Consider the following 11,683-nt stretch of genomic DNA (forward strand, 5'->3'; position numbering starts at 1 on the left):
CAAAACAAAACAGGCTCAGAAAAACAGCAATAATACGGATCAGATTTAGCTCAATCCCATAAAGCGATGGCAGCTACTGATATGGTTTTTTAGTTTTTACCTGGATCTGTAACGATCTGCGCCGCAAGCGCATAGTCGCCGCCTCACCCCACGCGTCGCCGGGTTCTGTAGCGAAAGCTCGTCCAGCAACGATCAGGCAAGACAAGGGCAGTCCGGGAGCGGCTCGGCGGCAGAGACCTGCATGAGCACTCCCGGCCTGTTTTCCTGGAGTGCTGTAGGCACTCCGCATGTCCATGGTCCAAGCACGAGCGTTTTCGAGCACAACCTGGGGCGCGGCCAGCACCGATGAGGACGAGGTAGGCACATGTATCAGTACGACGACTATGACCGGGCCCTGGTCTTTGAGCGGGTGGCGCAGTTTCGCGACCAGGTGGAACGATTCATGGAGGGCCAGTTGAGCGAGGAGGAGTTCCTGCCCCTGCGGCTGCAGAACGGCTTGTACCTGCAACGGCACGCCTACATGCTGCGGGTGGCGATTCCCTATGGCACCCTCAGCGCCCGGCAGATGCGCACCCTGGCGGGCATCGCCCGGGACTACGATCGCGGCTACGGACACTTCACCACGCGCCAGAACCTGCAGTTCAACTGGATCGAGCTGGCTCAGGTGCCGGACATTCTCGAGCGCCTGGCGGCGGTGGAGATGCATGCCATCCAGACCTCGGGCAACTGTGTGCGCAACATCACCACCGAGGCCTTTGCCGGGGTTGCCGCCGACGAATTGCTGGACCCGCGCCCGCTGGCGGAGATCCTGCGACAGTGGTCGACCATCAACCCGGAATTCCTGTTTCTGCCACGCAAGTTCAAGATCGCCATCTGCTCGGCGGAGCAGGACCGTGCGGCGATCATGATGCACGACATCGGTCTCTATCTGTATCGCGCCGACGACGGCCAGATGCTGTTGCGGGTGATGGTCGGCGGCGGCCTGGGGCGTACCCCGATCCTCAGTCAGCAGATCCGCGAGGGCCTGCCGTGGCAGCACCTGCTGTCCTATGTCGAGGCGGTCCTGCGGGTCTACAACCGTTACGGCCGGCGTGACAACAAGTACAAGGCGCGGATCAAGATCCTGGTCAAGGCCCTGGGCATCGAGGCTTTCGCCCGTGAGGTGGAGGAGGAGTGGCAGCACCTCAAGGATGGCCCGGCGCAGCTTACCGAGGCCGAGTACGGGCGGGTGGCCAGCGCCTTCGTGCCGCCGCGCTATGAACATCTCGGGGACGCGTGCCTGGAGTACGGCAGCCGACTGGCCGAGGAACCGGCGTTCGCCCGCTGGGTGGCGCACAACGTACAACCGCACAAGGTGCCTGGCTATGCCAGCGTGGTGCTGTCGACCAAGCCGGGCATGGCCGCGCCGCCAGGTGACGTCACCGCGCTGCAGATGGAGGCGGTGGCCGAGTGGTCCGAGTGTTTCGGCTTCGGCGAGATCCGCATCGCCCATGAGCAGAACATCGTCTTGCCGGATGTGCCCAAGTCGCAGTTGCACGAGCTGTGGCAACTGGCTTGCGACAAGGGCCTGGGCACCGCCAATGCCGGCTTGCTGACCGACATCATCGCCTGTCCCGGCGGCGACTTCTGCGCCCTGGCCAATGCCCGCTCGATTCCCATCGCCCAGGCGATCCAGCAGCGCTTCGACGACCTGGACTATGTCCATGACCTGGGGGGCATCAGCTTGAACATCTCCGGCTGCATGAATGCCTGCGGCCATCATCACATTGGCAATATCGGCATCCTGGGGGTCGACAAGAACGGCCAGGAGTGGTTCCAGGTGACCCTGGGCGGTGCCCAGGGCAGGGACAGCGCCCTGGGCAAGGTCATTGGGCCGTCTTTCAGTGCCGGGGAGATTCCCCAGGTGATCGAGCACATCATTGGCACCTTCGTGCGTTATCGCGAGAGCGATGAGCCGTTTCTCGACACCCTGCACCGCATCGGCCTGGAGCCTTTCAAGGAACGGGTCTATCCCAAGGCAGAGGAGTTGTCGGCATGAACAATCTGCTGAGCTTGTGCGAAGGAGAAGCGCAGTGGGTGCCGGACGATGCCTGGAGCCTGGTGCGCGGGGTCGACGATCCCTTGCCCGAAGGGCCGTTGATCCTGCCGCTGGCTCGTTGGCTGATGCGCCGCATCGAGCACCAGCCGGCCCGGGATGGTGTCTGGCTGGGGCCGGATGACGAGGTGGAAAGCCTCAAGCCGTGGTTGCGCCTGATCCCGCTGGTGGCGGTGGACTTTCCCAGCTTTCGCGACGGTCGCGGCTACAGCCAGGCCTACCTGTTGCGTACCCGCCTGGGCTGGATGGGCGAGTTGCGCGCGGTGGGCGATGTGCTGCGCGACCAGCTGAGCCATATGCGCCAATGCGGCTTCGACAGTTTCGCCATACGTGAAGACAAATGTGTCCAGGACGCCCTCAAGGGCCTGGCAGGCATGAGCGTGCTGTACGGACGCTCGGTCATCGAGCCGCGGCCGCTGTTTCGGCGACGTTAAGCCGCAGGGAGTGTGGTTTGTGCTTGAGGCTGACGGCGCAAGTGCAGGCTTTTGGCTATACCTGTAGTTCCCCTAGCCAGTCCATGGCTGCTTCACCTACAGGAGTGACCCATGAAGCTTGCACTGACCCTCAGCACCCTGTGCCTCGCCACTCTCGGGGTGGCGGGCTGCTCCAGCAATGTGACCCAGCCCGAGGACTACTCGGGGTTTCTCAGCGATTACAGCCTGCTCAAGGAGGCCAAGTCGCCGTCCGGGGTGCAGGTGATGCGCTGGATCGACCCCAAGCTCAAGCCGGATCGCTACACCAGCGCCTATATCGAGCCGACCCAGTTCTATCCGCAGCCGCAGCCAACGGTGAAGATTCCCCAGGACACGCTGACCGGCATCACCCGTTACTACGATGAAGCGCTCAAGCGCGAACTGGGCAAGTCCATGCCGCTGGCTACCGGTCCCGGGCCGGGCGTGGTGGTGGTACGGGCAGCGATCACCGCGGTGAGCAGCAAGACCGAGGGCCTCAAGGCCTATGAAATCATCCCGGTCGCCCTGGTGGCCGCCGCCGTGAGCACGGCCAGTGGTATTCGCGACCAGGAGACCACCCTGGCCACCGAGGCGGTGTTCCTCGATGGCAGCGACGGTCGGGTGATCGCCGAAGTGGTGCGCAAGGGCACTGGCAAGCCCCTGGCGAACGACACCCAGGTGATGCAGGCCAGCGATGTGAAGAGTGTCATCGACAGCTGGGCTTCGGACCTGCACCAGTCCTACCTGCAACTGAAGAAGAAATGAACCGGACGCTGCCCGGGCGCTCTCCCGGGCAGCGGATTCAATACTGGCTGCGCGCCAGCTTGTTGTAGTGGTAAAGCATCTGGTCGTAGCCCTGGGCCACAGCATGGAAATCGTCGCTCAGGCGCTGGGGCGCGGCATGCTGCTGCCAGTCCCGGTGCAGGGTGTCCAGGGCTTGCAGGTATTGCTGGCCAGGAGCAGCGATCAGTTGCCAGAGGTACAGCGCTTCCCGGGTGTCCTTGTCCGGCTGCCCGGTACGGGTGAACTGTTGCCGGGCATCCCAGGCCTGGCGCAGTTCCTGGGTGCTCTGTGCCAGCTGTGCCGGGGTCAGGGTCTGGTGGCGGATGCCGTCCTCGATCAGGTCCATCGTGGTCCTGGCCTGGATCATGTAGTGCAGCAGGGCCCAGTGCACGTTGCGGCCCAGGCGTTGTTCCAGGCGTTGCAACTGTTCGGGGCGATGCTCGATATCCAGGGGCGCAAGCAGCTGGCGCACGGTATTGGAAGCGGCCAGGTACTCCTCGGACTGGATCTCAAGTTGACGCACCCGCTCATCGAGCTGTGCCTCGTCCAGCGCTCGACCGAACCCCATGCGTTGCATCCGAGCGTCCTGGGTCAGGGCGACGAAGCGTGCAAGTACTTGCTGGTAGCGTTCAATGGCGGCCGGTAGCGGGCTGCTCGGATCGAGGATCTTGAGCCTTGCGCTGATGTCTCCACTGCAGGCGGCTCGGTACACCGTGTCGATGTCCTGGCCGCCCTGGGGATTGATGTCATAGGCGGCGGGAGCTGAGGCCCGTGGTTTGCCCAGGGCCAGATACGCCTGATGGGCCACGCGCCAGGGCACATCCATCTGGTTCATGCAGTCGATGATCGGGTTCAGGGCGTTGGCCCGGGCGGTGTAGGGGCTGTCCCGGCTATCGAGCCAGAGGTCGAGCTGGCCCAGTTGCTTGCTGGAACCGGCCAAACCGAACAGCGTCAGCATCAGGCCCAGGCCGATAGGTAGCAACCAGTTGGGATTCATGGGGTGTCCTCCCGGCCGTACCACTGGTCGGTGGTGGCGGGCGCGGCGCACTCTCGTGCGCTGGCTGGCATCTGCGCGCACAGGCGTTCGCTCCATTGTTGCAGGCCCTGGTTGGCCGTTACCGTGGCGTAATTGCTTGCCAGCTTGAGCGCCACGAGGCCGGCGGCCACCAGCACGCAACCCAGCCCGATCAGCAAGCGTCGTTGCCAGGGGGCGCTGTGGCGCCAGGAAATCCGCGTGCTGAACCCTGAGTGGCGTACGCCAGCGATGCCCAGAAGCATTCCCAGGTAGACGATGGTGCTGGTCGGGCCGCACACAAATCCCAGCGCCGAACCCAGCACTGCGGCCGGCAGCAGATCCCGTAGCAGCAACAGGTTGCGGCCCGGGTCGAACCGGTGCAGCAGGCGGGCGCTGAGTGCGTGGTCGCGTACCCAGGCTCGATGGGCCAGCGGCTGCCACAGCCAGTGCATGAGTGCCGCGGACGCGGCGAAGCAGGCGCCCCAGAACAACGTGACCCCGAGGATTTCCCCCGGCCCGTTGCCTTGCGGGGCATAGCGGACCAGCGCACCGGCCAGGCAGGCGATGAGGATCGCCAGGTACATCGGCCAGGCATTGAAGGCGAACTCCCACTCGCGCCAGAAGAACGGCGTGCCACCGGGCATCTCGGCCGCTACCTGCGGGTAATAGGCATGCAAGTGTGAACTGAGTGTGCGACAGCGGGCCCAGTCTTCTTCGTTCAGGCGTCGGGCAAAGGCCCGGCGGCGGTGCAGGCTGATGGGGGCCAGCAACAGGTAGGCCGCTCGCTGCTCTGGCGACGACGGCGCTTGCATGGCCAGGGCCCGCTGGCTGGCGATGAAGGCCGGGCCTTGCTCGCGCACCAGCATGCGGTTCCATTCAATGTCCGGGCAGAGGTTGTCTTTTCCGGCCTTCCAGCCCTGGCCGGCACAGACGGCTTGAAATACGGTGCTGGACCAGTAGGGGCTCTGCAGCAGCATCTGCGCCAGGCACTGGTTGAACCAGTGACGCTGGTCCAGGTCATGCAGCCAGCCGTGCACCGGACGCCGGGCATAAGCCTGGATGAAGGCGTCGTCGTCCTGTTGCTCCAGGGCGTTGCGCAGGGACTGCTCGAGGGTTTGGCGACATTGCTGGAGCAGGGCGTCAGTCAGGTAGTCCGGCAGATCCAGGCGTTGCCAGGCACTCAGCCAATTGAAGGTTTCAAAGCCCCAGGCCAGCAACTGCGGCGATTGTCCGGGTCGTTCCACGCAATGGCGCAACAGGCCCAGTTCGAACTCCAGTGCGCAATCAGCCTCGATCGCCTGCTCATGGCGCAGGTCAAGTTGTTCGATGCGAATGCCTTCCAGCAAAGGGGCGACCCGTTGCGCCGGGCTCAGTTGTGCGGGTGCCTGCTGGGCAGTGAGGTCATGGCGCAGATCGTCCACGGCGCAAGCCTGGGCATCATCGTGCTCTTCGTTCAGCCAGTGCGCCTGTTCCAGCGCCTGTTCATAGGCCTCGCGCAGGCGCTGGAACGCCTCGGGGTCTTCGTCCGGGCGGGTCTGTTTCAGCAGCTGGGCGTAGTGACGCTTGATGGTGCGGGTGTCAGGGGTGGCCGGCAGGCCGAGCAGGGTCCAGCAACTCATTGGGCGGTACGACTCCATGGAAAAACCGCGGCAAGACTCGGTGATGGCGTGATGATACTACGCGGTATGTGGCCTTCACGAGAAAAACCATACGACCGCACGCTGCTGGAAAGCTCAGTGGCGATGCCCCTGATTAATGTGTTTTATAATTATTTCCATAAAAATAAGATGGTTAATTTAATGTGATTTATAGAATATAAAAAATGCATATAAATAATATAGTTACAGCGTATTTATCATGTTTATTGTCATGATTTATCTGGTTTTGGTGAGCTTTTTTGCGCGCATACTGGCTGGTCTTCCAGGCCTGGCCGTCAAGTGTCGTTCAGGTCGTTGCTGATTCTGGCCAGGTGTTTCTTCGTTGTCTGCCCGGCGTCTGGCCTCGTGCCATCAAGTGTTTGCCCTGGGTGCTCGTTCGGACTGTTGTTGGACAATTTCTCCGGCGGGCAATAGGTGCCCGCGCCGTTTCATGCTTAACTTCGGCCTCTCGACGATTTCTGTCTCCATCACTCCCGCAAAGGACTCCGCTCATGGCTCAAGTCACCCTCAAAGGCAATCCGGTTCAGGTCAATGGTCAGCTGCCACAAGTCGGCTCCCAGGCGCCTGCGTTCTCCCTGGTGGGCGCCGGCCTGGCCGATGTTTCCCTCGCCAGCCTGGCCGGCAAGCGCAAGGTGCTGAACATCTTCCCAAGCGTCGACACCCCGACCTGCGCGACCTCGGTACGCAAGTTCAACGCCCAGGCCAACGATGTGGCCAACACTGTGGTGTTGTGCATCTCTGCTGACCTGCCGTTTGCCCAGGCGCGCTTCTGTGGTGCCGAAGGCCTGGAAAACGTGCAGAACCTGTCGACGCTGCGTGGCCGTGAGTTCATCGAAAACTATGGCGTGGCCATTGCCGACGGTCCATTGGCCGGCCTGACGGCCCGCGCCGTGGTGGTGCTGGACGAAAACGACAAGGTGCTGCATAGCGAACTGGTCAAGGAAATCGCCGAGGAGCCGAACTACGAGGCCGCGTTGGCCGTCCTTAAATAAGCGCTTTTACAATTATTCACGGCCTGGCTTGCCCAGGCCGTTTTTATTTGTGCTTCAGTAAGTTAGCTTCGCCTTTTGAAATGTCAGGCAAAGGTAAATTGCCGGTAAAGGCCCTTTGCTAAAACCGCTCTAGTGCTTATCTTTCAGCCATCTTGAAAGAACACTCCCACGCGCCCAATGGTTGATCACTCCATGCAATCCTCTGCTACCCGCAACTCCCGTCGCTGGCTGTTCGGCCTGTTTGTCCTGCTGCTGGTCGCCGGCCTGTGCTGGAAGTTCTGGCCAGCCGGCAGCGGCCACAACGAGGCTGCGCAGCAGAAGGCTGCCACCGGGCATACCGGCCGCAGCGGCAGCGTGCGTCCTGGTTTCGGCGGGGCCGGTGGGCCGATCCCGGTGCGCGTGCTGCCGGTGACCCAGGGGGACTTCCCGCTGTACTACAAGGCCCTGGGCACGGTGACAGCGCTCAATACCATCAATGTGCGCAGCCGGGTGGCGGGGGAGCTGGTCAAGGTCAGCTTCGAAGAAGGGCAGATGGTCAAGGCCGGCGACCTGCTGGCGCAGATCGACCCGAGGCCCTACCAGAATGCGCTGCTCCAGGCCGAGGGCACGTTGTTGCAGAACCAGGCGCAGTTGAAGAACGCCCAGATCGACCTCGAGCGCTATCGGGGGCTTTTTGCCCAGGACAGTGTCGCCAAGCAGACCCTGGATAATGCCGTGGCACTGGTGGGCCAGTACCAGGGCACGGTCAAGACCAACCAGGCGGCGGTCAACGACGCCCGGCTCAATCTCGAATTCACCAACATCCGCGCCCCCATCGCCGGGCGCCTGGGCTTGCGCCAGCTGGACGTGGGCAACCTGGTGGCGGCCAACGACACCACGGCGCTGGTGATCATTACCCAGACCCAACCCATCAGCGTGGCCTTCACGCTGCCGGAAAACAGCCTGGAAACCGTACTCGCTCGCTATCACGGTGGGGCGCGGTTGCCAGTGGAGGCTTGGGACCGGGGCGACCTCAAGCTGCAGGCCAGCGGTGTGCTGCAGAGCCTGGACAACCAGATCGACACCGCAACCGGCACCCTGAAGTTCAAGGCGCGCTTCGATAACCGCGACCAGGGCCTGTTCCCCAACCAGTTCGTCAACGTGCACCTTTTGGCCGACACCCTGAAGAACGTGGTGCTGGCACCTTCGGCAGCCATCCAGTTCGGCACCAACGGCACCTTCGTCTACGCCATGGACGGGGACAACAAGGTCAAGATCCGCCAGCTCAAGGTCGGCGCCAGCAACGGTGATTCGACCGTGATCAGCGAGGGCCTCAAGGCTGGCGATCGGGTGGTGATGGAAGGCACCGACCGTCTCAAGGACGGCAGCGAGGTGGAAGTGGTCAACGACGCCATCGACGTGCCGACCACGCCGACCGAGCACCTGCAGGGCCAGCCCGCCGGCTCGACCAGTGCCCCGGCCAATGGCAAGCCGGCCGATGGCAAGGCACAAAAGGCCGGCGCATGAACTTCTCGCGACTGTTCATCCTGCGTCCGGTAGCCACTACGCTGAGCATGCTGGCGATTGTCCTGGCCGGCCTGATCGCCTATCGCCTGCTGCCGGTCTCGGCCTTGCCCCAGGTGGACTACCCGACCATCCGGGTCATGACCCTGTACCCCGGGGCCAGTCCCGATGTGATGACCAGTGCGGTCACCGCTCCCCTGGAGCGCCAGTTCGGGCAGATGCCCGGCCTGACCCAGATGGCCTCCACCAGTTCCGGTGGCGCGTCGGTGCTGACCCTGCGCTTTAGCCTCGACATCAACATGGACGTGGCCGAGCAGCAGGTGCAGGCAGCGATCAACGCCGCTACCAACTTGCTGCCCAAGGATCTGCCGGCACCGCCGGTGTACAACAAGGTCAACCCGGCGGATACCCCGGTGCTGACCCTGGCCATTACTTCCAAGACCATGCTGCTGCCCAAGCTCAATGACCTGGTGGACACGCGCATGGCGCAGAAGATCGCCCAGATCAATGGTGTCGGCATGGTCAGCATCGCCGGCGGCCAGCGCCAGGCCGTGCGGATCAAGGTCAACCCCGAGGCCCTGGCGGCCAACGGCTTGAACCTGGCCGACGTGCGCACCTTGATCGCCGCGTCCAACGTCAACCAGCCCAAGGGCAACTTCGATGGCCCGACCCGAGTGTCGATGCTCGATGCCAATGACCAGCTGACCTCGCCCAAGGACTACGCCGAGCTGATCCTGGCCTACAAGAATGGTGCTCCGTTGCGCCTGAAGGACGTGGCACAGATCGTCGACGGTGCCGAGAACGAGCGCCTGGCGGCCTGGGCCAACGAGAACCAGGCGGTGTTGCTGAACATCCAGCGCCAGCCCGGGGCCAACGTGATTGAAGTGGTAGACCGGATCAAGGCCATGTTGCCGAGCATCACCGATAACCTGCCGGCCGGGCTGGACGTCACCGTGCTCACCGACCGCACGCAGACCATCCGGGCCTCGGTCACCGACGTGCAGCACGAGTTGTTCATCGCCATTGCCCTGGTGGTGATGGTGACGTTCCTGTTCCTGCGGCGGGCCAGCGCCACGCTGATTCCATCGATCGCCGTGCCACTGTCGCTGATCGGCACCTTCGGCGTGATGTACCTGGCCGGGTTCTCGGTGAACAACCTGACCCTGATGGCATTGACCATCGCCACCGGCTTCGTGGTGGATGACGCCATCGTCATGCTGGAGAACATCTCGCGTTTCATCGAGGAGGGCGACAGCCCGCTGCAGGCGGCGCTCAAGGGCGCCAAGCAGATCGGTTTCACCCTGATTTCCCTGACCCTGTCGCTGATCGCGGTGCTGATCCCGCTGCTGTTCATGGCCGACGTGGTCGGCCGGCTGTTCCGCGAGTTCGCCATCACCCTGGCGGTGGCCATCCTGATTTCCCTGGTGGTGTCCCTGACCCTGACCCCGATGATGTGCGCCCGCTTGCTCAAGCCCGAGCCCAAGGAGCATGAGCAGGGACGCTTCTATCGCGCCAGCGGGGCCTGGATCGACTGGTTGATCGAGGCCTATGGGCGCCAGCTGCAATGGGTACTCAAGCACCAGTTCCTGACCCTGCTGGTGGCCATCGGCACGTTGGCCCTGACCGTGTTCCTCTACCTGATGGTGCCCAAGGGGTTCTTCCCGGTGCAGGACACCGGGGTCATCCAGGGCATTTCCGAGGCACCGCAATCGGTGTCCTTCGCGGCCATGAGCCAGCGTCAGCAGGACCTGGCCAAGATCATCCTGCAGGACCCGGCAGTGCAGAGCCTGTCGTCTTACATCGGTGTGGACGGTGACAACGCCACCCTCAACAGCGGCCGCCTGCTGATCAACCTCAAGCCCCACAGCGAGCGGGACCTGAGCGCGACCCAGGTGATCGCGCGATTGCAGCCGCATGTGGACCAGTTGCTGGGCATCCGCCTGTTCATGCAGCCGGTGCAGGACCTGACCATCGAGGACCGGGTCAGCCGGACCCAGTACCAGTTCAGCCTGTCTTCACCGGATGCCGAGCTGCTGAGCCTGTGGAGCGGCCGGCTGGTCGAGGCCCTGGTCCAGCGCCCGGAACTCACCGACGTGGCCAGCGACCTGCAGGACAAGGGCCTGCAGGTGTACCTGGTGATCGACCGCGACGCGGCCTCGCGGCTCGGGGTCTCGGTGTCGAACATCACCGATGCCCTGTACGACGCCTTCGGCCAGCGGCAGATCTCCACCATCTACACCCAGGCCAGCCAGTACCGGGTGGTGCTCCAGGCCCAGGCCGGGGAGCGTATCGGCCCCCAGGCCCTGGACCAGATCCACGTCAAGACCACCGACGGCGGCCAGGTCCGCCTGTCCAGCCTGGCCCATGTCGAGGAGCGCCAGGCGCAACTGGCGATTGCCCATATTGGCCAGTTCCCGGCAGTGATGATGTCCTTCAACCTGGCGCCCGGGGTGGCCCTGGGCGAGGCCGTCAATGTCATTGAGCAGGTGCAGCACGACATCGGCATGCCGGTCGGGGTGCAGACCCGCTTCCAGGGGGCAGCCGAAGCCTTCCAGGCCTCGCTGTCCAGTACCTTGCTGCTGATCCTGGCGGCGGTGGTGACCATGTACATCGTGCTCGGCGTGCTCTACGAGAGCTACATCCACCCGATCACCATCCTCTCCACCTTGCCCTCCGCGGCGGTGGGGGCCTTGCTGGCGCTGATCCTCAGCGGCAACGACCTGGGCATGATCGCGATCATCGGTATCATCCTGCTGATCGGCATCGTCAAGAAGAACGCGATCATGATGATCGACTTCGCCCTCGACGCCGAACGCCACCAGGGCATGGCCCCGGAGCAGGCCATCTACCAGGCGGCGCTGTTGCGCTTCCGGCCGATCCTGATGACCACCCTGGCGGCGCTGTTTGGCGCCGTGCCCCTGATGCTGGCCACCGGTTCCGGCGCAGAGCTGCGCCAGCCCCTGGGCCTGGTGATGGTGGGCGGCCTGCTGGTCAGCCAGGTCCTGACGCTCTTCACCACGCCTGTTATCTATCTGTATTTCGATCGGTTGGGGCGCCGGTTTGCCAAGCCCGCCGTAGGAGAAGTGGTGTGAGGGGCGTCAGCGGCAAGCTGCAAGCCGCAAGCTGCAATCTGGATCAAGGGCCTGCGCTGCTCCTGCCTTTCTCTTGCAGCTTGAGGCTTGAAG

The 11,683-nt window shown here is 63.5% G+C and carries 8 protein-coding genes; 6 read left to right on the forward strand and 2 right to left on the reverse strand.

The window, feature by feature from the left end; all coding sequences use genetic code 11:
* Positions 1 to 364: 364 nt before the first annotated feature.
* The 3 genes from LGQ10_RS02425 (at position 365) to LGQ10_RS02435 (ending at position 3,312) form a co-directional block, all read left to right on the forward strand.
* Entirely contained in the window at positions 365 to 2,038 is a 1,674-nt protein-coding gene (locus LGQ10_RS02425; protein ID WP_226524569.1) for a nitrite/sulfite reductase, read from the forward strand.
* Positions 2,035 to 2,529 (forward strand): DUF934 domain-containing protein, encoded by a 495-nt coding sequence (locus LGQ10_RS02430; RefSeq protein ID WP_058434459.1) that lies wholly within the window; start codon positions 2,035 to 2,037, stop codon positions 2,527 to 2,529. The genes LGQ10_RS02425 and LGQ10_RS02430 overlap by 4 nt, the downstream gene beginning before the upstream one ends.
* A gap of 111 nt (positions 2,530 to 2,640) precedes the next feature.
* Positions 2,641 to 3,312 carry a DUF3313 domain-containing protein gene (locus LGQ10_RS02435; RefSeq protein ID WP_226524570.1) on the forward strand — a complete coding sequence of 224 codons (672 nt, stop codon included), beginning with the start codon at positions 2,641 to 2,643 and terminating at the stop codon, positions 3,310 to 3,312.
* Between the two features lie 37 nt (positions 3,313 to 3,349).
* On the opposite strand, the gene LGQ10_RS02440 is transcribed toward LGQ10_RS02435, so the two are convergent.
* Both LGQ10_RS02440 and LGQ10_RS02445 read right to left on the reverse strand, forming a co-directional pair.
* Entirely contained in the window at positions 3,350 to 4,327 is a 978-nt protein-coding gene (locus tag LGQ10_RS02440) for a DUF3829 domain-containing protein (protein WP_226524571.1), read from the reverse strand.
* A complete protein-coding gene (locus LGQ10_RS02445) occupies positions 4,324 to 5,964 on the reverse strand; it encodes a J domain-containing protein (RefSeq protein ID WP_226524572.1) in 1,641 nt (546 codons plus the stop codon). The genes LGQ10_RS02440 and LGQ10_RS02445 overlap by 4 nt, the downstream gene beginning before the upstream one ends.
* 530 nt (positions 5,965 to 6,494) lie before the next feature.
* On the opposite strand from LGQ10_RS02445, the gene tpx reads away from it, so the two are divergent.
* The 3 genes from tpx (at position 6,495) to LGQ10_RS02460 (ending at position 11,590) form a co-directional block, all read left to right on the forward strand.
* Positions 6,495 to 6,995 carry a thiol peroxidase gene (gene tpx, locus LGQ10_RS02450; protein WP_226524573.1) on the forward strand — a complete coding sequence of 167 codons (501 nt, stop codon included), beginning with the start codon at positions 6,495 to 6,497 and terminating at the stop codon, positions 6,993 to 6,995.
* A 177-nt stretch (positions 6,996 to 7,172) separates the two neighbouring features.
* Positions 7,173 to 8,501 (forward strand): MdtA/MuxA family multidrug efflux RND transporter periplasmic adaptor subunit, encoded by a 1,329-nt coding sequence (locus LGQ10_RS02455; RefSeq protein WP_226524574.1) that lies wholly within the window; start codon positions 7,173 to 7,175, stop codon positions 8,499 to 8,501.
* Positions 8,498 to 11,590, forward strand: coding sequence for an MdtB/MuxB family multidrug efflux RND transporter permease subunit (locus tag LGQ10_RS02460; protein ID WP_226524575.1), 3,093 nt, complete (start codon positions 8,498 to 8,500; stop codon positions 11,588 to 11,590). Before LGQ10_RS02455 ends, LGQ10_RS02460 begins: the two co-directional genes overlap by 4 nt.
* The last annotated feature ends 93 nt before the right edge of the window (positions 11,591 to 11,683 follow it).

This window comes from Pseudomonas sp. L5B5 (assembly GCF_020520285.1).
Lineage (GTDB): Bacteria > Pseudomonadota > Gammaproteobacteria > Pseudomonadales > Pseudomonadaceae > Aquipseudomonas.